Below are 20,492 nucleotides of genomic sequence, written 5' to 3'. Positions count from 1 at the left end.
CTATAAATCGGTATACTTCCATTAACTTTTTCGAGATGTGAATTGTGATGCATTCGTTTTTTCAGGAACTCAAGCAAGGTAGTCAGGCTTTAGGTTTAGAGCTCAGTGATGAGGCTTTAAATTTATTACTCAAATACCAAGATGCTTTGGTGCTATGGAACAAAGCGTACAACCTCACTGCAATTCGTGACCCGAAAGAAATGCTAGTGAAGCATTTGCTTGACAGTCTGAGCATCCTCAAAGATTTGCCTGCAGGTCGTTTACTGGATATTGGTACTGGCGGTGGTATGCCAGGCATGATTATTGCCTTGTGTCAGCCTGAGCGCGATTGCGTGTTATTGGACTCGAATGGTAAAAAGATTCGTTTCTTAAAACAGTTTATTGCCGATTTAAAACTGAAAAACGTCGTGGCAGTTCAGACCCGTGTTGAAAATGAAGACAGCATCCGCGAGTTAGGTCAGTTTGATGTAATTACCAGTCGTGCTTTTGCATCTTTAACTGACTTTGTAGCCGCGTCAAAACCATTTATGCATGAGCAAAGTATTATTGCATCTATGAAAGGTTTGATTCCTGCCGATGAAGTAGAGGCATTGAAAGATGAATTCAGCTGTGAAATTATCGAGCTTAAAGTTCCGCGCTTAGACGAACAACGTCATTTACTTTTATTAAAACGTATCTAATTTTCAAAGGACTGGGGTGATCATGGCACAAATTATTGCGATTGCGAACCAAAAAGGTGGTGTCGGAAAAACCACAACCGCAGTAAATTTGGCAGCATCTTTGGCTGTTTTGAAAAAGCGCATTTTATTGGTCGATATGGACTCACAAGGCAATGCCACCATGGGTTCAGGCATTCAAAAAAATGATTTGCTGTATTCAGTGACCGATGTATTGTTGGGCGAAGTGCCGATTGAAACTGCAATTAGCAAGGCAGAAGTTGGTTATAAAGTTTTGGGTGCCAATCGTGATTTGGCTGGGGTTGAATTGGTGATTGCTGAGCAAGAGGGGCGTGAGTTTATTTTGCGCAATGCCTTGCAAGAAGTTGCCAAAGACTTTGATTATATTATTGTCGACTGTGCACCAAGTTTAAGCTTAATTACAGTAAACGCTTTAGCAGCAGTGCAAAGTGTAATCATTCCAATGCAGTGCGAATATTATGCACTTGAAGGTTTGGCTGACCTGACGCAAACCATTGACCGTATTCAACAAGCACTCAATCCTGATTTAGAAATTATTGGCGTATTGCGTACCATGTATGATGCGCGTAATGCCTTAACCCGTGACGTGTCTGAAGAATTATCGCACTATTTTGGTAAAAAATTATACGATACCGTGATTCCGCGTAATGTACGCTTGGCAGAAGCACCTGCACACGGTTTACCCGTCATTTATTTTGAAAAAAGCTCGAAGGGTGCAGTTGCCTACCTGAATTTAGCAGCTGAAATGTTGAAAAAAAGCAAAGTGAAAAAAGGAAGTAAAGCATGACCACAAAAAAACGCGGATTAGCCAAAGGTCGTGGTTTGGATGCCTTATTGGGGTCAATCCAGAAAGAAAAATTACAACTTGAAGTGCAATCTTTAGATCATGGTCAGCTAAAACAAATTGATGTCAATTTATTAAAACGTGGTGAATATCAACCGCGTCGCTTTATTCAAGAGCAAGATTTACAGGAATTGGCGGCATCTATTGAAAAACATGGTGTAATGCAGCCAATTGTGATTCGTCCGATAGATGACGAACAACATCCTTATGAAATTATTGCAGGTGAGCGTCGCTGGCGTGCTGCACAGTTGGCAGGTTTAACTGAAATTCCTGCAATTGTGCGTGATTTGACCGATCAGGTCGCGATTGCTTTGGCATTAATTGAAAACATTCAGCGTCAAGACCTCAACCCAATTGATCAGGCAATGGCGTTACAACGCTTTCACGATGAGTTTAGCTTGAGTCATCAGGAAATTGCCGAAACAGTAGGTAAAGCACGTACCACGGTCAGTAATTTATTGCGTTTACTCACTTTGGCTGAGCCTGTTAAAGAGTTGATGCAGCAAGGCTTGCTAGATATGGGTCATGCACGTGCTATTTTAACTTTGAAAGCTAAAGATCAGCTCAAAGTCGCGCAGCATGTAATTGAAAAGAATTTATCGGTACGTCAAACCGAACAGTTGGTACGTGACTTTAATGCGCCAAAACAAGAAAAGCCGAAAACGGCTATTGCGCCTGATATTCAACAACTCACGCAACGTCTTTCTGAGCGTTTTAGTGCAGATGTTAAAATTGATTATAACAAGCAAGGTAAGGGCAAATTGACCATCAGTTATCACTCTCTGGAAGAGCTGGATGGTATTTTAAATATTTGCCTGTCCGATTAATTTTAATTCGTATTTTATTGGGGAAAAGCGAATGTGGGAATTGGTAAAAGCAGGTGGCTGGCTGATGCTGCCGTTGGTATTGTGCTCGGTATTTACCGTTGCAATTACCATTGAGCGTTTTATGCGTTTAAAGAGAGCAGGTATTTTGCCCAATGCGTTGTTGCTCAACCGCGGGCAAAGTTTAGCGACTGTGTTGCAACAACTGAATCAAAGTGCCAACTTAAAAAACAGTACATTAGGCCGTATTTTTGAGGCGGGTGCGCGTAACAAACAACAATCAGAACACTATGCGCGTGCACAAATGGAAGCGACAGCTTCACAAGAAATTGGTTATTTAGAAAAAAATATCAACTTCTTGGGTACGCTCAGTGCAGTTGCGCCATTATTGGGTTTATTGGGTACAGTGCTTGGGATTATTGAATCATTTTTAGTGATTGATGTGGGTGCAAGTAATCCAACCTTAATGATTCCAGGGATTTCTAAAGCCTTAATTACCACTGCTGCAGGTATGTTAATTGCAATTCCAGCCTTATTTGCCTATCGTTATTTTCAGCGTTTGGTGCAAGAATATACTGCTGAGTTAGAGCAACAAGCGACTTTGTTTCACGCAGGATTATTCCATCAGAGTCAACCTCATCAGCTTGATGCGGATGTGCAAGATGTGAAAAAAGTAAGCTAAGGTGAGTTTATGAAATTCAAACGCTCGCAAGTTGAAGATATTCATATTAACCTGACCCCAATGATTGACTGTTTGCTGTTCATCTTGGTGTTTTTGTTGCTTTCGACCACATTTAACCAATTTAGCCGTATGAATTTAACTTTGCCAGATGCGCAAGGCGTACCACCAAAATCTTATGAACATAAAATTGAAGTCGTGGTAGATTCTTCAGGGCATTATTCTGTCAATGGTCAGGCACTTTCGACTAAGGAAGTGGCAGATTTAAGCACAGCAATTAAACAAATTTCTCAAGATCGACGTGATTTAATGTTTATCATTGCTGCAGATGCCAAAGCCACTCATCAAGATGTGATTCGAGTGATGGATGTCGCAGGACAACTTGGTTTCGTCAACATCAATATCAGTACGAAAGTCCCAACTCGAGGTTATTAGTGAAGAAGGATTTACAGGTCTATCGCCGTCTTCTGAGATATTTGCTCCCATTTTGGGGCTTGGCAATCTTGGTGATTATCGGTTTCGCCATTAATGCAGCCACAGAAGTATCTGTGGCAAAACTCTTGGAAAAAATTATTAATGCCATTCAGGAGCGTGACCAATCTTTCACCACACTATTTCCGCTATTAGTCATTGCGCTGATGTTTTTTCGTGGTTTGGGAACTTTTATTGGCGGTTACTATACCGCAGTGATTTCACGTAATTTGGTATTTAATATTCGTCAGGAAGTCTTTGCTAAACTGCTGCGTCTACCTGCGCAGTATTACTTAGACAATACCAGCGGGCACATTACCGCCAAAATTATGTATAACGTAGAGCAGTTGACTGCTGCATCTACAGAATCGCTGCGTACATTGGTACAACAGGGTTTGATTACACTCGGCTTGCTCGGCTATTTGCTGTATACCAACTGGCGTTTGACCCTCTGTATTTTGGTATTTGGCCCATTAATTGGCTTGCTGATTCGTAAAGCTGCAAAACGCATGCGTCGTTTATCTATTCAAGTACAAGACACCATGGGGGATGTAAACCACGTGGTGCAAGAAACGGTGAATGGTAATTTGGTCGTCAAAGGTTTTTGTGGTCAGACCTATGAACAAAGCCGATTTAAAGAAAACTCTTTAGAAAACCTGCGTCGTGGTTTAAAGATGGTGGCAGTGCAGCAATTGAACAGCCCTGTGGTGCAGTTCATTATGTCCATTGCTTTGGCAATTATTATCTGGATTGCCTTACGCCCAGAAATTCTACGTGATATTTCAGCAGGCGAGTTTGTAGCCTACATTACTGCCGCAGGTATGTTGAGCAAACCAATTAAAGCCCTTACCGATATTAATGAAAAATTACAACGCGGTTTGGCAGCAGCGCATTCGGTTTTTGAATTGCTCGATATGCCTGAAGAAGATAATCACGGGACGCTTACACCAGACTTAAAAGGTAATTTGCAATTTAAGAATGTGAATTTGGTGTATTCCGATGGGCATCATGCCATTCATGATTTTAATCTGGATGTCAAAGCAGGTGAAACTGTGGCTTTAGTTGGGCGTTCAGGTGCGGGTAAAACCTCATTGGTCAATCTGTTGGTACGTTTTCAGGAAGTATCTTCAGGGCAAATTTTGTTTGATCAGCAGGATATTCGTGACATTGAGCTGAATAGCCTGCGTTCACAAATTGCTATGGTCAATCAGCAAGTGGTATTGTTTAACCGTACGGTGCGTGAAAATATTGCCTATGGTCAGCTTGAAGGTGCGAGTGATGAAGCAGTGATTGCTGCAGCCAAAGCGGCTTATGCACATGACTTTATTATGGCTTTACCGCAAGGCTACGACACAGCATTAGGTGCGCAAGGCTTGAATTTGTCTGGTGGTCAGCGACAACGTATTGCCATTGCACGTGCAATCTTAAAAAATGCACCAATTTTAATTTTAGATGAAGCCACCAGTGCTTTAGACAATGAATCTGAATACTTTATTCAACGTGCATTTGATGCGGCTATGCAAGACCGTACCACCATTGTCATTGCACACCGTTTATCTACCATCGAAAATGCTGATCGTATTGTAGTGATGGATCAGGGACGTATTTTAGAACAAGGTACTCATCAGGAACTCATGGCGCAAAAAGGCGCGTACTTTCAGTTGCATCAGCGTAACTTCGAGGAACATTAATTCATGTCTTTGGCACAATTTATTCAGGACGCTTGGCAGCAACAGGCCAAATGGCTAGTTGTGCTTAGGCCCTTGTCTTTATTGTACCGTGGCGTGAGTTTGCTCAATCAAAACTTATATCGTTCAGGTATTAAAACCGCTTATACCGCGCCCGTACCTGTGATGGTGATTGGTAATATTACTGTGGGTGGCAGCGGCAAAACCCCTTTGCTGATTCACTTGGTCAAATATCTACAAAGTTTAGATGTTCGTGTCGGCGTGATTAGTCGTGGTTATGGCGGCAAAGGCCCATTTCCAGCCTATGTAAGTATCGATGCCAATGTAGATGTTGTGGGTGATGAACCGACCTTGATTGTGCAATCTACAGGCGTGCCGATGGCAGTGGGGCCAAATCGTCAAAAAAGTATTGAATTGTTGCTTGCACAGCATGAATTGGATTTAATTATTAGTGATGATGGTTTGCAGCATTTGGCTTTAAACCGTCAATTGGAATGGATTGTTTTAGATAATAATCGTGGTTTGGGTAACGAGAAAATATTGCCCGAAGGTTATTTGCGTGAACCAAAATCTCGATTAGAGCATGCTACGGTGATTGAGCATGCAGCGCAGCCGAGTTCTGAGTTGAATATGCATTTGGCCGTTGCAGCGCCATACTTATTGCATCCCGCACAAGAATTAATTTTTGATCCGACCCAAAATTTTTATGCTGTCGTGGGCATTGGCTTTCCTGAGCGGTTTTATAAAACTTTAGAGTCGATGGGTGTGACCCAATTTCAATGTCATGAGTTTCCAGACCATCATGACTATGAAATTACCGATTTGCAGTTTGAAGACTCGCAACCGATGATTACCACAGAAAAAGATGCGGTCAAGTTATTGCCCCTGTTAAAGCAATATCCAGATTTTCAGCGCGAAATTTGGGTTGTACCTGTAGATGCAGTATTGTCATCGGCCTGCTATGTCACCTTACATCAACAATTGAAACAATTGGGTTTAAACCTGCCTGAAAGACCATGATAAGGAAAATTATGAAGCACATTGTTATCCCTGCACGTTATGCCAGTTCACGCCTGCCAGGCAAACCTTTACTGGAAATTCATGGTCGTGCCATGATTTTACGTGTGGTTGATCAGGCAAAAAAAGTGGCAGGTTTTGATGACTTGTGTGTGGCGACCGATGATGCTCGTATTGCAGAATTATGCCGTGCCGAAGGTGTAGATGTAGTGCTGACTTCGGCAGACCATCCATCAGGTACAGATCGTTTAAGTGAAGTGGCGCGCATTAAAGGTTGGGATAAAAACGATATTATCGTCAATGTGCAGGGCGATGAGCCACTTTTGCCTGCGCAATTGGTGCAACAAGTGGCGCAGTTGTTAGAAGCTCAACCTGAATGCTCGATGTCTACGCTATGTGAGCCGATTCAGCAACTAGATGAATTTACTCGCGACAGCATTGTTAAAGTGGTCATGTCTAAACACAATCAGGCTTTGTATTTTAGCCGTGCCACGATTCCTTATGACCGCGATGGTGCGAAAGCAGCGACACCACAATTGCATGCACATGCGTACCGCCATTTAGGTTTGTATGCGTACCGTGTGGAATTGCTGCAAGAATATGTGACTTGGGAAATGGGAACATTGGAAAAGCTGGAAAGCCTAGAGCAATTGCGTGTCTTGGAAAATGGACATCGTATTGCCATTGCAGTTGCAGAAGCCAATTTACCACCGGGTGTAGATACCCAAGCAGACTTAGACCGTTTAAATGCAATGGATATTGCCCATTTTGAGTAAGTGAATCACCGACCATGCAACGTGATGTAATTGGACAAGTATATCCTTGGCAGCAACAAGTTTGGGAAAACCTGACAGGGCGATTTCCCAAAATGGGGCATGGTTTATTGTTTTTTGGCAAACAGGGTTGTGGTAAAGAAGCCTTTGCACAGCAATTTGTGGCTTGGATTTTATGCCAACAGCGTGATGTGCAGTCACAGCCTTGTGGTGAATGTAGCAGTTGTCAGTGGTTAAAATCAGATACACATCCGAATTATGTCTATATCAGCACCGATGAAGAGAATAAAAAGCAAAACGCGAAAATTAAGATCGAGAAGATCCGTGATTTATTACCTTTTGTCCAGCAAACGGTAGATGGCTGGCGGGTGATTGTGATTGAACCTGCTGAAGCCTTAAATATTGCATCTTCCAATGCGTTGCTGAAAACCCTCGAAGAACCGGGTGATCGCATCGTGATTATTTTGCTGGCAGATCATTATCTTAAATTACCTGCAACCATTCGTAGCCGTTTGCAGCATTTTGCTTTAGACCGTATTGATGCTGCACAGGCTACGGCATATTTGCAGCAGCATTTGCCCGATTTAGATGCGAGCAAACAGCAATTGTTGATGAATTTGTCTAATCAAATGCCATTGCAGGCTTTGCAGTTGGCACAGGCAGAATGGCTGGAACAGCGTACAGATTTTCTGAAAGACTGGTATAAACTGGTGACGCAAAAAAATATGCCGATGGCAATCGCAACCAAGTGGAACAAGGCGCTGAGCTTTACTGATTTTAGTCAGATGTTTGAATACTTGTTGTGTGATTTAATTTGTGTCAAGCTAAATCAAAGCATTAAAAATTTGGATTTAAGCACCGCTTTGCAGCATTTGGCTGAACAATATGACTTAGAAAGTCTGTTTGGTTTATATGCAGAATTACAGCAAGCCAAGCCAATGCTTGAGCAAAACGTGCAAAGTAATCTAGTGCTTGATCAATTATGTATTAAGTTGATGAATATTTAAGGGGAACATGATGCAACCACGTATGGGCGGTATTATTCAGGCCAATATTCCTGATGTCGAAGCGCTATATTTAAGTTATATGCCATACGTTGTGGGCGGTGGCTTATTTGTACCCTCAAAACAACCTGTAAAAATGGGTGAAGAAATCTTCGTGCTTGCAACTTTGCCTGAACAATCACAAAAAATTCCACTTACAGGAAAAGTCATCTGGATTTCGCAAAAGCAAAACGGCATCAAATTGCAGGGCTTTGGCATTCAACTGAGCGGTGAAAAAGGCGTTTATTACAAATCTGAAGCCGAAAGAATCCTTGCGGGGCTTAAGTCTGACAACCGTAACAGTTACACTATGTAGGTTGTTTGCTTTTAGGAAAAAATCGTGTTTGTAGATACACATTGTCATTTAACGATGTTGGATTTAAGCCCTTATGATGGTGACTTAGATGCAGCAATTGCACAGGCACGCCTAGCGGGTGTGTCTAAAATTATGGGTATCTCTGTCGATTTAGACGATCATATTGCATTGTCAAAAATTGCAGCACGCCATGCCGATGTTGGTTATAGCGTGGGTGTGCATCCTTGTGAAAATGCAGAAAATATGGCGCGTGCCACCACCGAGCAACTGATTGCTTTAGCACAAGCAGACAAAGTCTGGGCTTTGGGCGAAACAGGTTTGGACTATTTTCACAGTACCGATTTTGTCGCAGAGCAAAAAGCCTGTTTTGCACGGCATATTCATGCGTCACAAGCTGTAAAAAAACCTGTGGTGGTACATACCCGTGCTGCCAAGCAAGATACAGTAGATATTATCCGTGCTGAAAAATCGACGCATGGTGTATTACATTGCTTTACTGAAGACTGGGCAACCGCCAAAGCGGTGTTAGATTGTGGTTATTATGTGTCATTTTCAGGCATTGTTTCCTTCAAAAATGCGCAAGATTTACGTGATGTGGCCAAGCAAGTACCTTTAGACCGTGTCTTAATTGAAACTGATAGTCCATATTTGGCACCTGTGCCATATCGCGGTAAGACAAATGAGCCAAAATACGTTCCGTATGTAGCCAAAGCCCTAAGTGATGTATATGATAAGTCCTTAGAGGAAATGGCTTTCATAACAACACAAAACTTTGAAAACCTGCTCAAAGGACATTAATTTGCATAGTGGAATGATGCAAAAATTTAATGTTCTGGTGATATTAAAAATTTCCATTGATTGAATAGTGAAAAGAGAGTTTATCGGGTGAAGATGGATCGTCAGGCTCAGTTTCGAGCAAGAGAAACGTTAATTTTCCAAGTGGCAGAGCAGTTGCTTTTGGAAAATGGTGAAGCAGGAATGACCCTTGATGCTTTGGCAGCAGAACTGGATTTGGCCAAAGGTACTCTATATAAACACTTTCAAAGTAAAGATGAACTATATATGTTGCTTATTATTCGTAATGAGCGCATGTTGCTAGAAATGATTAAAGATGCGGAAAAACAGTTTCCTGAACATCTAGCATTTTTTATGCTGCATCACTTACATCATCCTGAACGTACTGTGCTTTTTCATCAAATTGAAGAACGCCTTTCTACAACGGGTGTTGGCATTGGCTTGTTGTTTAGTGAACTATATCAGGTTCGTAAAAGCCGATTACGCATCATTATCCGTATGACTGAACAATATTTAGAATCTATTCATAGTCACATGGAAGTGCGTGATTATCTGGCTTCAATTTGGGCACTTACGCATGGTGCGGCAGCCATTTTAAACTCAAGTTTCTATCAGCGTTATTTAGGTTCCCGGGATACTTTACGTGTGGCCTATATCGATCAAGCGTTGGCGATGCCCAAACAAGCACAATCTTTCGAGCAATTGAATTAATACGCTATGAACACACCACTATCTTCGGTTCGCGGTTTTACGCTCATTGAATTGATGGTGGTGATAGTCATTATGGCGATTATGGCATCGCTGGTTTTAATGAATATCGGTGGTGTTGATCAGCGTAAAGCTATGCAGGCGCGTGAAGTGTTTTTATTGGATTTGCGTAAGCTGAATCGTGAAGCCAATGATCAAGCGCGTATTTTTGCACTCAATTTGCATCAAGCAACCGATGTTTCAGCTGCGCGTTATGATGTGTTGGAATATCAGCCTTATGCCACAGAACAACAATTAAGCCTACAAAATAATCAAAAATGGCAAAGCTATAGCGAATTTAAAAGAAGAACTTTACCTGAACAAGTTTCTATCCAAATTTTATCTTTAGAACAAAGCTATCCGAATGCTAACAATAGTGAGTTGCTGCAAGGTAATGCACCCGCACTGATTTGGCTTGGCAATGGTGAAGCCAAACCTGTGCGTATTCAGTTCTATTTAGAACAGCGTCCTGTAGGTGCGGAAATAGAGGTCGATCATTTAGGAAAAATCCATGAAAGCTAAAGGATTTACACTACTTGAAGTTATGGTGGCTTTGGCAATTTTTGCAACAGCAGCTATGGCAATGACCAAAGTGGCGATGCAATATACCCAATCCACCGCCAATGCAATTTTAAGAACCAAAGCACAATTTGTGGCTTTGAATGAAGTGGCAATGATGGAAATGAATCGGCAATGGTTAAGTGGAACAGAGTCAAAGCAAGTGACACAACAGGGCGAAACATGGCAAATTGACAAGTCCACACAGCCAACCATTAGTCCGAATGTGCAACGTGTCGATCTTCAAATCAGTTTATATAATCAAGACACAGGACAAGTTGAAGCAGGAGTGACTTCTTTGGTGTTTTTTAATGCCCGTGAGCAGCAATCATGAGTACAAAGAAAGGCTTCACTTTAATTGAGTTGCTAGTCGCTATTGCAATTTTTGCAGTGCTGTCTGCTTTGGGTTGGAAAGTATTTGATTATCTCGCCAAAGTCAAAGATCGCAATGCGATGCATGAAGCCAATTTAGAGCAGTTGCAAGAAAGCTATCAACAAATTTTACGTGACACGATGCAGGCTGTTCCATTAACGGCCAATGTTAAAGGGCAGCAACAACCTGCTTTAGTTTTACAAAATGGACGCTTTAATTTCAGTAAAACAGGGGTGACCGATCCTTTGCAGCAGGGTATTTCACCCCATGAGCGTGTTGAATATCAATATCGTGCCGATGAAAAAAAATTGTATCGTTTAAAATATCGTAATTTGCATCAAACGGGCAATGATCAGCCTGAGTCGAGCGTGATGTTGGATGAAGTTGAAGCCTTTGAGATTATGGTATTGAATCCAAATGAATTAAGTAGTTGGCCTGAAAGCAATATTGATCCTCAGCAAACTGAACAATTAAGGCTACTCCCGAAAGGAATAAAAATAAATTTAACCGTGCGTGACGTGCAATACGAATGGATATTTAGCTTATTGCAGACTGATTTTTTAAAGAAGAAAGACAATTAAAGGCACAGTGGCAATGTATTCAAAATCGACTCAGCGCTTAGGTAGCATCATCAAATCACAACAAGGCATCGCCTTGATTACGATTTTGATGTTGGTTGCCTTGGCTACGATTTTGGCCGCGACCATAGCCAAACGGCAAATGTATACCAGTGAAAATACCGCGTATTTGATGCGTCAAAATCAAGCATTGTTATATGCCAAAAGTGCCGAAGTGTTTTTTGCAGAATTACTACAAGATGATGCTGAAAATGCAGGTCAAGTCGATCACTTACAAGAAAACTGGGCAAAACCAATGCCGCCATTTCCAGTCGAAGATGGTTATGTATCGGGCGTATTGCAAGATGAGTCGGGGAAATTTAATTTAAATAGTTTGCTGACAACCGAAGATCAAGTGAACGAAAAAGCAAAAAAATATTTTGAAAAGCTGTTGCAGCGTGTTGGGCTACCTGCTCAATTAAGTGAAGCCGTGATTGACTGGCAAGATGCAGATGATGAGCCGAGTGGTGCAATGGGTGCAGAGTCGAGTTATTACCAAGGTTTAGCAATTCCTTATTTACCGCCCAATAGCTTATTTCACAGCGCAGAAGAATTAAAACAAGTCCGTGGTTTTGAAGGTACGAAGTATCAGCAAATTGCGCCTTATGTGAGTGCCTTGCCAAAACGGGATACCACTATCAATATTAATACCGCACCTGCTTTGGTTTTGGCGAGCTTAGATGAAAAACTGGATGTGGTTGTAGTGCAAAATCTACTTGATCGTCGTAATGCCAATTTGGAACACTTTAGCAATGTAAACGCTTTGTGGGAGTTAGATGGCTTTCAAGCTGTCGATAGCGCGATACGCAATGAATTTACAAGTTTATTGGGTGTGCAATCCCATTATTTTAAAGCCAAAATTGAAGTGGTATTGGGCGAGCGCAAACGTCAATTTAGCAGTGATTTGGTGCGTACCGAAAAATCTGTCAATGTCAGTGGGCGAAGTCTGGCGCTATTTTAAGTATTAGCATTAACCTTGACTTAGTTGCTGTTATTCGGATGCAAATGCATTGCATATCTGTACTGAAACTGATCATTACGATTTTTGTCTGGCAATCTGCGGGCTAAAATTGGCTTATTGTTCACGTTTTGCATTATAATTAAAAAGAATATCCCCCAAATATTTTGATGACGTTAAGACCCATGTTAATTCGAAAGTTATTTAAGTTTGAAAATGCGCATATTGTGCGTAATTGCACTTCAGACCGCTGTAAGCGCTCGATTCATGGTCATAGCTATAAAGTAGAATTATTACTGAAAGCTTCAAAACTTGATCATGGACAAATGGTGTATGACTTTGGTTTGCTTAAAGGTGTAATCAAAGAATTATTTGATGCCTTCGATCATGCCATTTGTTTTTGGGAGCAGGATGACCCTGCATATATTCAAGCCTGCAAAACGTTCAGCGCACGTTGGGTATCTTTACCAGTATCGCCATCAGCAGAGCAGTTTTCACGTATTTTCTTTTATTTGGCACAACAAGTTTTGGCATCAACCATCACACAAAATGGGGAAGGTGATGTAGAGGTCTATTCTGTGATTGTACATGAAACTGATACAGGCTATGCACAAAGCTTTTTGGAAGATATTGAAAATGCGCAGATGGGATTGCTAAGTCTGGATCAAATTCATTTCTCTGAGCAAGTACAGACAGAATGGTCAGACCCACAAATGTATGAAAAATTAAAACAGGGGATGACATTCCAAAACCCGAATGTCGAGTTACAAGTTAAACTTTAAATCACATCATTAGACATCAACAAGGATTGATAGCGGTATGTCTTTTACTGAGCAGCAATATGCGAGCTTAAACAAAGTCCAGTTGGATGACAGTTGGAAATACAGCTTGGCTGAATTTTTATTAAGTCCTCAAATGGATGCGCTACGTGAGTTTTTGTTGCAAGAAAAACAACAGAATAAGGTGATTTATCCACCAAGTTCGCTGATATTTAACGCTTTAAATACCACCCCTTTAAATCAGGTGAAAGTGGTTATTATTGGGCAAGACCCTTATCATGGGCCGAATCAAGCGCATGGACTCAGCTTTTCTGTGCAAAGAGGGGTTGCATTACCCCCATCTTTGCGTAATATTTTCCATGAGTTACATACAGATTTAGGTATACCTGTTCCACGCCACGGCGATTTAACCCATTGGGCGGAACAAGGGGTGTTGTTACTCAACAGCGTATTAACTGTACAAGCAGGACAACCAACCTCGCACCAAAAGCAGGGTTGGGAAGATTTTACAGATCATGTGATTGATGTGTTAAATCAACAACGTGAGCATATTGTGTTTATTTTATGGGGCGCGTATGCACAACGTAAGGGACAACGTATAGATCCGAATAAACATCTGATATTGAAGGCAGCACATCCATCGCCACTGGCAGCAAATCGTGGTGGTTTTTTTGGATGTAAAGTATTTTCAAAATCAAATAATTATCTTAAACAAAATGGCATTGAGCCTATAGACTGGCAGCTGGACGCATGACACATTCTCCCATTTCAAAAGAATACCACCCAGATTTAATTATAGAAGAAGCAAAAAATGGCTGGCGCATTGTGCGTTTGAATCGCCCAAAATCATTGCATGCTTTGGATGAATCAATTGTTTCTGCATTATTGGCAGTATTTGAAGATTTTCATACCGATGACAGTGTGAAAGCAATTTGGCTGGATTCAACTACACCTAAAGCGTTTTGTGCAGGTGGTGATGTGCGTAAGTTACGCCAGTTGGTTATTAATGATGAAGTTGCAACCGCCAATAAATTCTTCGAGCAAGAATATGCGCTGGACTTGTTGTTGCATAACTATGCCAAGCCTGTGTTGGTTTGGGGTGAAGGTTATGTGATGGGCGGTGGTTTAGGCCTTTTCATGGCTGCGCCATTCCGTTTGGTAACACCGTATTCACGTTTGGCGATGCCAGAAATTAATATTGGCTTGTACCCAGATGTAGGCGCAACCCGCTTCTTGGCAGACCGTGGTGCGATTGGTTTGTTCACTGGTTTAACAGGTTCAATTATGACTGCAGCGGGTGCTTATGGTATTGGTTGGGCAACGCATATTTGTGATGCGCAGCGTGCAGCAGTGTTAGATAAAGTCATTAATATTGACTGGAATCATTACCCAGCAGGTGACTTTCGTGCCATTGATGACACCTTGAACAGTATGCATCGCCCAGTAGGTCCAGGGCCATTACAAAACTCTTTGGATGTGATTCAAAGCGTGTGCCGTGGTGTGAGTTTTGAAAGTGACTATGAGTCGATTATTGGTTTGAGTGATGCGCGTAGTGACTGGTTGCGTCAAGCCAGTGAAAATCTGCAAAAAGGTTCACCAACCACAGCGGCTTTAACTTGGTTGTTATGGCAATGGGGTAAGCAAGTTCATTCTTGGAATGAAGTATTTGAACTAGAAACTCAAATTTCTGACTGGAAAATCCGTCACGCAGATTTTGTAGAAGGTGTGCGTGCGCGTTTAGTTGATAAAGACTTGGCACCTGCATGGCAACAAAACGGCAAGATTAATCTCAAAAATATTTTTGTAGATAATCCACCTGTGACCACTATTGAAAGCTGGAATGAATTGTTAAAGCAATACGAAATTATTTAATTTTTCATTCTATTTCGCTGTTATTTTGAATGTCAGAACAACACTATAGTGATGAAGATTGGATGCAGCTTGCTTATGCGCAGGCTGCATTGGCTGCGGCACAGGGAGAAATTCCTGTGGGTGCAGTGATTGTGAGTCAAAATCAAGTAATCGGTGCGGGCTATAACGCACCTATTTCTTTACATGATGCAACTGCACATGCTGAAATTGTTGCTATTCGTGCCGCTTGCGCCAATATTAAAAACTATCGTTTACCCGAAGACGCAATCTTATATGTCACCTTAGAGCCTTGCACCATGTGTGTGGGGGCATTGATTCATGCGCGAATTAAACGGGTAGTGTTTGGTGCGACAGAACCCAAAGCGGGTTCATTAATCAGTGCCAGAAAGCTTTTAGAATCGGGTTATTACAATCATATTTTTGAATATCAATCAGGTTGTTTAGAGCAACAATGCTCGAGTCAGTTAAGTGATTTTTTTAAAATGCGTCGTGCACAAAAGAAACAACAAAAGCAGCAACAGCTAATAAATGACCTAGATGATCAAAAGCAAACCTGAGTTTTACTGCTGATTTGCGTTAAACTGAATGACAGATCATTTAATAATTTATTCTCAGGTCTTACCATGAATGCCATTCAAATCAAAAAAGAATTTAATGCGCCTGTTGCGCAGGTTTTTGAATTACTGTCTAAACATGCGACATATAACATTGCCTTTGCGCCTATGCAGGTAGTGCGTGTGAAAGATTCAGCTGACCCTGAGCGCCCTGATGGAGTAGGTTCCGTACGTCGCATGGGTATTGGGCCAATTAAGCCTTTGCAGGAGCAAATTACTTTGCTCGAACCGAATCAGCGTATTGAATATAAAATCATTAAAAACCCATTGATCAAACATCATTTGGGGGTCATTGAATTTCAAGATATGCCTGATAATAAAACTTTGGTGACCTACAGCATTGAGTTGCAAACTCGTGTGCCATTTGTGAGTAAGGCTATTTTGGCTCAACTAAAAACTGCAATTAAAATTGGCTTGTCTAAACTGGCCAAATCTCTCTAAATCATTACGGAAACAGCATGACGGTTCAAATTATTACCATTGATGGCCCAAGTGGCTCAGGTAAGGGTACCTTAGCTGCAAAATTGGCAGCACATTATCAATTTCATTTGCTAGATTCAGGTGCTTTGTATCGTTTGCTTGGTTTGGCTTTGCATAAGCAAAATCTGCTAGATCGTCTAGATACAGAGCTGCAAGCGTGCATCAACATCGCAACGCACTTAAACATTCAATTTGTAACCCAGTCTGATGCAACTCAAGTGCTATTGGATGGTGAAGATGTCACCCAAACTATTCGTACTGAGCGTGTAGGTGAGTATGCTTCTAAAGTGGCAGCTGTGCCAGAACTAAGAATCGCATTGCTTGCCCGACAGCACGCTTTTGCCCAAGCACCTGGCCTGGTGGCAGATGGGCGTGATATGGCAACCAGCATTTTTCCTGCAGCGCAAGCCAAAATCTATTTAACGGCTTCGGCGGAGTCACGTGCACAAAGACGTGTAAAACAGTTGCAGGGTATGGGGCTGGATGCTAAAATAAGCGACATTTTAGCGAATATCCAAGCTCGCGATAAACGTGACATGGAGCGCACAGTTGCTCCACTTAAGCCGGCAGATGATGCTTACATCATTGATAGTTCTGAACTGAACATTGATGAAGTATTTGCATTAATGACGGTTTATGTCGATCAGAAGCTTGGTATTAGCCGCGCTTAATAGGCGTGAACCTAATATATTCAGCGAACGCATAGCTTGATCAGTTTTATACGGACTATGTAGACGCTTAACTAAACCGGCCTTGTCTGATCCAAGACCGCTGACTTTATCAGGTATATCATGACCGAATCTTTTGCAGCCCTCTTTGAAGAAAGCGAATTAAACCTCAACGTTGAAAAGGGTGCTGTCATCCAAGGCGTTGTAGTAAGCATCGACTCTGATTGGGTAACAGTTGATACTGGCCTTAAATCAGAAGGCGTTGTAGACCGCGCTGAATTCTTAAACGAACAACGCGAACTTGAAGTTCAAGTTGGTGACACCGTTGATGTTGTTGTTGAAGCACTTGACAACGGTATGGGCCAAACTGTTTTATCACGTGAAAAAGCAAAACGTGCTGAAACTTGGACTAAACTTGAAAAAATCTTTGAAGACGGCGAAATCGTTACTGGTGTTATCTCTGGTAAAGTTAAAGGCGGTTTCACTGTAGACATCGGTCCAGTTCGTGCGTTCTTACCAGGTTCTTTGGTAGACACTCGTCCTATCCGTGACACAACTCACCTTGAAGGCAAAGAGTTAGAGTTCAAAGTTATCAAACTTGATGCTAAACGTAACAACGTTGTTGTATCTCGTCGTGCAGTGATGGAAGCTGAATCTTCAGCTGACCGTGAAGCACTTCTTGCTCAGCTTGAAGAAGGTCAAACTGTTACTGGTACAATCAAGAACCTTACTGACTACGGTGCATTCGTTGACCTTGGCGGTATTGATGGTCTTCTTCACATCACTGACATGGCTTGGAAACGTATCAAGCATCCATCAGAAGTGGTTGAAGTGGGTCAAGAAGTTACTGTTAAAGTACTTAAATTTGACAAAGAGCGTAACCGCGTATCTTTAGGTCTTAAGCAATTAGGCGAAGATCCATGGTTAGCGATCATGAGCCGTTATCCTAAAGGTTCTATCGTTAAAGCTCGCGTAACTAACTTAACTGACTACGGCTGTTTCGCAGAAATCGCTGAAGGCGTTGAAGGTTTAGTTCACGTTTCAGAAATGGACCACACAAACAAAAACATCCACCCATCTAAAGTTGTTCAGATTGGTGATGAAGTTGATGTTATGGTTCTTGAAGTGGACGAAGAGCGTCGTCGTATTTCTCTTGGTATCAAACAAACTCGTGCTAACCCATGGGAAGAGTTTGCTAAGAACCACGACAAAGGTGAAAAAGTTTCAGGTACTATCAAGTCAATCACTGACTTCGGTATCTTCATCGGTTTACCAGGCGGTATCGATGGTCTAGTTCACTTGTCTGACATTTCTTGGAACGAGCAAGGCGAAGAAGCTATCCGTCGTTACAAGAAAGGTGACACTGTTGAAGCAGTTATCCTTTCTGTAGACGCTGAAGGCAACCGTATCAGCCTTGGTATCAAGCAATTGAACAGTGATCCATTCAACGATTTCTTAGCTGCTAACGAACGTGGTGCTTTGGTTAAAGGTACTGTAACTGCTGTTGACGCTCGTGGCGCAACTGTTAAGTTAGCTGACGAAGTTGAAGCAACACTTAAAGCATCTGAAATCAACCGTGATCGCGTTGAAGATGCAACTAAGTTCTTAGAAGTTGGTCAAGAAGTTGAAGCGAAAATCATCAACGTAGATCGTAAATCTCGCTCTATCAACTTGTCTATCAAAGCGAAAGACGAAGCTGAAGAGAAAGAAGCAGTTGCTAACTTGAAAACAGCAGCTAGCGGTCAAGACAATGGTCCTAAGACTATTGGTGATTTGATCAAAGCTCAAATGGGCAACTAAGTTGCGGGTAAACTGTATGGTTAATGTAAATTAACTAATACTTTTTACACAAATACTGTAAACGGTAGCGTAGTATTCAATTATTACGCTACCGTTTTGTATTTAAACAGGTTATTATCAGTTTTAGGTAAAAGTAGCTTGATAATTAAAGAGGTCGCAGATGACTATTGAAGCACTTAATAAGTCTGACTTGATAGAACGAATTGCTTTGAAAAATCCACATCTGGCTGAGCCATTGGTGGAAGAAGCTGTTAAGATAATGATAGATCAAATGATTGCATCACTATCGGCAGATAACCGAATTGAAATTCGTGGATTTGGTAGTTTTGCATTGCATCACCGTGAACCACGTGTAGGTCGTAACCCAAAAACAGGTAAGTCTGTAGAAGTTGCGGCTAAAGCTGTACCGCATTTTAAGCCGGGTAAAGCACTACGTGATGCAGTAAACGAATCGGCAAATAAATAAAATTCCTAGGGGTGTTTATGCGTTACGTTCTCGTCGCTATTTTAGTTATTCTATTTGGATATTCTCTGGCACTGGTTTTGCAAAACGGCACTGAACTTTCGGTTGATCTATTGTTTACCCAAGTACCTGCTATGCGTTTGGGCTTATTATTACTAATCACGTTAGCACTTGGTTTAGTGTTGGGACTGTTGTTGGGTGTGCAAGTTTTCCGTGTATTCCAAAATAGTTGGGAAATTAAGCGACTACGTAAAGACATCGAACATCTGCGTAAAGAGCAAATTCATGCGGCTCAACTGGCTGCTGCTGAAGCTGCTGCACATACGCGCCATGAAAAAACAGTATTAGATGTGCATACAGAAGACCGTTCTTCTAATGCCCTTTAAATTAGCAAATTAAGTTAATTTAAAAGCAACACCCCAAGGTTTACTTTGGGGTGTTTTTTTATGCTTATATTTTTATAGTCATCTATTCCGCTTATGATCAGATTTGAGCTGTCTTTTGACTATCTGCCTCATGCGAATCACTTTATAATAAGCATTATTTGTCTAATTCATAGGTAATTCTCTTGAGTATCATTGTTGCCCTCGATGCTAAAAGCCAATATGACGCCTTAACCATTGCAGAACAGTTAGATCCTGCATTATGTCGAGTAAAAGTTGGTAAAGAGTTATTTACCCATGAAGGTCCTGCAGTCGTGAAAGCCTTGCATGACAAAGGTTTTGAGGTTTTTCTAGATTTAAAATTTCATGATATTCCAAACACAACTGCGCAAGCGGTCTGTGCTGCAGCTGACTTGGGTATTTGGATGGTCAATGTGCACGCCTCTGGTGGCCGAAAAATGATGGAAACCTGCGTGGAGCGTTTAAAAGCGGGGAATTACCAAACACAACTGATTGCGGTGACTGTATTGACATCTATGGGGCGTGAAGATTTAAAAGACTTAGGTTTAGATATTGAGCCGTTTGAGCAAGTGCAGCGATTGGCTAAACTCACAAAAGATAGTGGTTTAGATGGGGTGGTATGTTCTGCGCAAGAAGCAAAAATGTTGCGTGAAACTTTGGGACAAGATTTTTCCTTAGTGACGCCAGGTATCCGCCCTGAAGGTGCTAATGCCGATGATCAAAAACGTATTGTGACTCCAAAACAAGCTATGCTGGATGGTTCTACGCATTTGGTGATTGGTCGTCCAATTACAAAATCTGAAAATCCACGTCAGACTTTGAAAGATATTTTAGCGACGCTTTAATTTTACTATCGCTGACTCTCTAAAAGGGAGATAAGCCCTCATTGCTGTCCCACAATTTTTCACAAGAGGAAGCTCATTTGAGCTTCCTCTTGTTTTATGGGTATTTTATCGGGTGAAAATAAAGCTTTTAAAGTTCTTCTTTCAAACAAATTCACTTGAATTATTC

Annotated in this window: 26 protein-coding genes; all 26 read left to right on the top strand. The window is 41.5% G+C overall.

The annotated features are described in order from the left end of the window. Positions 1-47: 47 nt before the first annotated feature. The 26 genes from rsmG to pyrF all read left to right on the top strand — a co-directional run bounded on the left by rsmG (position 48) and on the right by pyrF (position 20,326). Entirely contained in the window at positions 48-680 is a 633-nt protein-coding gene (rsmG, locus tag FTV43_RS08245; RefSeq protein ID WP_131261485.1) for a 16S rRNA (guanine(527)-N(7))-methyltransferase RsmG, read from the top strand. Between the two features lie 22 nt (positions 681-702). Next, positions 703-1,485, top strand: coding sequence for a ParA family protein (locus FTV43_RS08240; protein ID WP_096901175.1), 783 nt, complete (start codon positions 703-705; stop codon positions 1,483-1,485). Beyond that, positions 1,482-2,369: a ParB/RepB/Spo0J family partition protein gene (locus FTV43_RS08235; protein WP_179995303.1), complete on the top strand. Its 888-nt coding sequence runs from the start codon at positions 1,482-1,484 to the stop codon at positions 2,367-2,369. The genes FTV43_RS08240 and FTV43_RS08235 overlap by 4 nt, the downstream gene beginning before the upstream one ends. Before the next feature lie 31 nt (positions 2,370-2,400). Beyond that, positions 2,401-3,048 (top strand): MotA/TolQ/ExbB proton channel family protein, encoded by a 648-nt coding sequence (locus FTV43_RS08230; RefSeq protein ID WP_004976814.1) that lies wholly within the window; start codon positions 2,401-2,403, stop codon positions 3,046-3,048. A gap of 9 nt (positions 3,049-3,057) precedes the next feature. Then, positions 3,058-3,480 carry a biopolymer transporter ExbD gene (locus FTV43_RS08225; protein ID WP_004976812.1) on the top strand — a complete coding sequence of 141 codons (423 nt, stop codon included), beginning with the start codon at positions 3,058-3,060 and terminating at the stop codon, positions 3,478-3,480. Continuing rightward, positions 3,480-5,207, top strand: coding sequence for a lipid A export permease/ATP-binding protein MsbA (gene msbA / locus FTV43_RS08220; protein WP_179995302.1), 1,728 nt, complete (start codon positions 3,480-3,482; stop codon positions 5,205-5,207). Before FTV43_RS08225 ends, msbA begins: the two co-directional genes overlap by 1 nt. Before the next feature lie 3 nt (positions 5,208-5,210). Continuing rightward, a complete protein-coding gene (gene lpxK / locus FTV43_RS08215) occupies positions 5,211-6,224 on the top strand; it encodes a tetraacyldisaccharide 4'-kinase (protein ID WP_004976808.1) in 1,014 nt (337 codons plus the stop codon). 11 nt (positions 6,225-6,235) lie between these two features. After that, complete coding sequence (gene kdsB, locus FTV43_RS08210; RefSeq protein ID WP_004976805.1) at positions 6,236-6,997, top strand: 3-deoxy-manno-octulosonate cytidylyltransferase; 762 nt, start codon at positions 6,236-6,238, stop codon at positions 6,995-6,997. A 14-nt stretch (positions 6,998-7,011) separates the two neighbouring features. After that, positions 7,012-8,001, top strand: coding sequence for a DNA polymerase III subunit delta' C-terminal domain-containing protein (locus tag FTV43_RS08205; protein WP_179995301.1), 990 nt, complete (start codon positions 7,012-7,014; stop codon positions 7,999-8,001). Between the two features lie 10 nt (positions 8,002-8,011). Further along, a complete protein-coding gene (locus FTV43_RS08200) occupies positions 8,012-8,353 on the top strand; it encodes a PilZ domain-containing protein (protein WP_179995336.1) in 342 nt (113 codons plus the stop codon). A gap of 24 nt (positions 8,354-8,377) precedes the next feature. Then, a complete protein-coding gene (locus FTV43_RS08195) occupies positions 8,378-9,151 on the top strand; it encodes a TatD family hydrolase (RefSeq protein ID WP_004976800.1) in 774 nt (257 codons plus the stop codon). 93 nt (positions 9,152-9,244) lie between these two features. Further along, positions 9,245-9,859, top strand: a complete 615-nt coding sequence (locus tag FTV43_RS08190) for a TetR/AcrR family transcriptional regulator (protein ID WP_179993840.1) — start codon at positions 9,245-9,247, stop codon at positions 9,857-9,859. Positions 9,860-9,865: 6 nt separating this feature from the next. Beyond that, positions 9,866-10,417 (top strand): prepilin-type N-terminal cleavage/methylation domain-containing protein, encoded by a 552-nt coding sequence (locus FTV43_RS08185; protein ID WP_179995300.1) that lies wholly within the window; start codon positions 9,866-9,868, stop codon positions 10,415-10,417. Next, entirely contained in the window at positions 10,407-10,787 is a 381-nt protein-coding gene (gene gspI / locus FTV43_RS08180) for a type II secretion system minor pseudopilin GspI (RefSeq protein ID WP_179995299.1), read from the top strand. Before FTV43_RS08185 ends, gspI begins: the two co-directional genes overlap by 11 nt. Then, complete coding sequence (gspJ, locus tag FTV43_RS08175) at positions 10,784-11,407, top strand: type II secretion system minor pseudopilin GspJ (protein WP_179995298.1); 624 nt, start codon at positions 10,784-10,786, stop codon at positions 11,405-11,407. Before gspI ends, gspJ begins: the two co-directional genes overlap by 4 nt. Before the next feature lie 13 nt (positions 11,408-11,420). After that, on the top strand, positions 11,421-12,404 hold the full coding sequence (gene gspK / locus FTV43_RS08170; protein ID WP_179995297.1) for a type II secretion system minor pseudopilin GspK: 984 nt from the start codon (positions 11,421-11,423) through the stop codon (positions 12,402-12,404). Between the two features lie 182 nt (positions 12,405-12,586). Further along, the gene (locus FTV43_RS08165) at positions 12,587-13,183 is read left to right on the top strand and encodes a 6-carboxytetrahydropterin synthase (protein ID WP_104851897.1); all 597 of its coding nucleotides are present in this window, start codon (positions 12,587-12,589) and stop codon (positions 13,181-13,183) included. Positions 13,184-13,220: 37 nt separating this feature from the next. Beyond that, positions 13,221-13,934: a uracil-DNA glycosylase gene (gene ung, locus FTV43_RS08160; protein ID WP_168419008.1), complete on the top strand. Its 714-nt coding sequence runs from the start codon at positions 13,221-13,223 to the stop codon at positions 13,932-13,934. Beyond that, positions 13,931-15,052, top strand: a complete 1,122-nt coding sequence (locus tag FTV43_RS08155; protein ID WP_179995296.1) for an enoyl-CoA hydratase/isomerase family protein — start codon at positions 13,931-13,933, stop codon at positions 15,050-15,052. Before ung ends, FTV43_RS08155 begins: the two co-directional genes overlap by 4 nt. 29 nt (positions 15,053-15,081) lie before the next feature. Further along, a complete protein-coding gene (gene tadA, locus FTV43_RS08150; RefSeq protein ID WP_179995295.1) occupies positions 15,082-15,609 on the top strand; it encodes a tRNA adenosine(34) deaminase TadA in 528 nt (175 codons plus the stop codon). Positions 15,610-15,675: 66 nt separating this feature from the next. After that, entirely contained in the window at positions 15,676-16,107 is a 432-nt protein-coding gene (locus tag FTV43_RS08145) for an SRPBCC family protein (protein ID WP_179995294.1), read from the top strand. Between the two features lie 17 nt (positions 16,108-16,124). After that, positions 16,125-16,817, top strand: a complete 693-nt coding sequence (cmk, locus tag FTV43_RS08140) for a (d)CMP kinase (RefSeq protein WP_168542465.1) — start codon at positions 16,125-16,127, stop codon at positions 16,815-16,817. A gap of 120 nt (positions 16,818-16,937) precedes the next feature. Further along, on the top strand, positions 16,938-18,614 hold the full coding sequence (gene rpsA, locus FTV43_RS08135; RefSeq protein ID WP_168419003.1) for a 30S ribosomal protein S1: 1,677 nt from the start codon (positions 16,938-16,940) through the stop codon (positions 18,612-18,614). 160 nt (positions 18,615-18,774) lie between these two features. Beyond that, positions 18,775-19,080 (top strand): integration host factor subunit beta, encoded by a 306-nt coding sequence (locus tag FTV43_RS08130; RefSeq protein ID WP_168419002.1) that lies wholly within the window; start codon positions 18,775-18,777, stop codon positions 19,078-19,080. Positions 19,081-19,097: 17 nt separating this feature from the next. After that, positions 19,098-19,463, top strand: coding sequence for a lipopolysaccharide assembly protein LapA domain-containing protein (locus FTV43_RS08125; RefSeq protein WP_168419001.1), 366 nt, complete (start codon positions 19,098-19,100; stop codon positions 19,461-19,463). 182 nt (positions 19,464-19,645) lie between these two features. Next, positions 19,646-20,326 carry an orotidine-5'-phosphate decarboxylase gene (gene pyrF, locus FTV43_RS08120; protein ID WP_179995293.1) on the top strand — a complete coding sequence of 227 codons (681 nt, stop codon included), beginning with the start codon at positions 19,646-19,648 and terminating at the stop codon, positions 20,324-20,326. The last annotated feature ends 166 nt before the right edge of the window (positions 20,327-20,492 follow it).

The organism is Acinetobacter sp. YH16053 (genome assembly GCF_013417035.1).
In the GTDB taxonomy this organism is placed as follows: domain Bacteria; phylum Pseudomonadota; class Gammaproteobacteria; order Pseudomonadales; family Moraxellaceae; genus Acinetobacter; species Acinetobacter towneri.
Note: the sequence above shows the minus strand (reverse complement) of the source record. Positions and strands in the feature narration are given on the sequence as shown.

Bases quoted from the DNA above. Each gene is read 5' to 3' on its own strand.
- FTV43_RS08145 (WP_179995294.1), top strand. From the start codon at position 15,676: ATGAATGCCATTCAAATCAAAAAAGAATTTAATGCGCCTGTTGCGCAG.
- FTV43_RS08205 (WP_179995301.1), top strand. From the start codon at position 7,012: ATGCAACGTGATGTAATTGGACAAGTATATCCTTGGCAGCAACAAGTT.
- tadA (WP_179995295.1), top strand. From the start codon at position 15,082: ATGTCAGAACAACACTATAGTGATGAAGATTGGATGCAGCTTGCTTAT.
- FTV43_RS08130 (WP_168419002.1), top strand. From the start codon at position 18,775: ATGACTATTGAAGCACTTAATAAGTCTGACTTGATAGAACGAATTGCT.
- gspI (WP_179995299.1), top strand. From the start codon at position 10,407: ATGAAAGCTAAAGGATTTACACTACTTGAAGTTATGGTGGCTTTGGCA.
- gspJ (WP_179995298.1), top strand. From the start codon at position 10,784: ATGAGTACAAAGAAAGGCTTCACTTTAATTGAGTTGCTAGTCGCTATT.
- FTV43_RS08190 (WP_179993840.1), top strand. From the start codon at position 9,245: ATGGATCGTCAGGCTCAGTTTCGAGCAAGAGAAACGTTAATTTTCCAA.
- kdsB (WP_004976805.1), top strand. From the start codon at position 6,236: ATGAAGCACATTGTTATCCCTGCACGTTATGCCAGTTCACGCCTGCCA.
- FTV43_RS08235 (WP_179995303.1), top strand. From the start codon at position 1,482: ATGACCACAAAAAAACGCGGATTAGCCAAAGGTCGTGGTTTGGATGCC.
- FTV43_RS08165 (WP_104851897.1), top strand. From the start codon at position 12,587: ATGTTAATTCGAAAGTTATTTAAGTTTGAAAATGCGCATATTGTGCGT.
- lpxK (WP_004976808.1), top strand. From the start codon at position 5,211: ATGTCTTTGGCACAATTTATTCAGGACGCTTGGCAGCAACAGGCCAAA.
- FTV43_RS08240 (WP_096901175.1), top strand. From the start codon at position 703: ATGGCACAAATTATTGCGATTGCGAACCAAAAAGGTGGTGTCGGAAAA.
- rpsA (WP_168419003.1), top strand. From the start codon at position 16,938: ATGACCGAATCTTTTGCAGCCCTCTTTGAAGAAAGCGAATTAAACCTC.
- FTV43_RS08200 (WP_179995336.1), top strand. From the start codon at position 8,012: ATGCAACCACGTATGGGCGGTATTATTCAGGCCAATATTCCTGATGTC.
- cmk (WP_168542465.1), top strand. From the start codon at position 16,125: ATGACGGTTCAAATTATTACCATTGATGGCCCAAGTGGCTCAGGTAAG.
- FTV43_RS08125 (WP_168419001.1), top strand. From the start codon at position 19,098: ATGCGTTACGTTCTCGTCGCTATTTTAGTTATTCTATTTGGATATTCT.
- gspK (WP_179995297.1), top strand. From the start codon at position 11,421: ATGTATTCAAAATCGACTCAGCGCTTAGGTAGCATCATCAAATCACAA.
- FTV43_RS08155 (WP_179995296.1), top strand. From the start codon at position 13,931: ATGACACATTCTCCCATTTCAAAAGAATACCACCCAGATTTAATTATA.
- FTV43_RS08185 (WP_179995300.1), top strand. From the start codon at position 9,866: ATGAACACACCACTATCTTCGGTTCGCGGTTTTACGCTCATTGAATTG.
- rsmG (WP_131261485.1), top strand. From the start codon at position 48: ATGCATTCGTTTTTTCAGGAACTCAAGCAAGGTAGTCAGGCTTTAGGT.
- FTV43_RS08225 (WP_004976812.1), top strand. From the start codon at position 3,058: ATGAAATTCAAACGCTCGCAAGTTGAAGATATTCATATTAACCTGACC.
- FTV43_RS08230 (WP_004976814.1), top strand. From the start codon at position 2,401: ATGTGGGAATTGGTAAAAGCAGGTGGCTGGCTGATGCTGCCGTTGGTA.
- ung (WP_168419008.1), top strand. From the start codon at position 13,221: ATGTCTTTTACTGAGCAGCAATATGCGAGCTTAAACAAAGTCCAGTTG.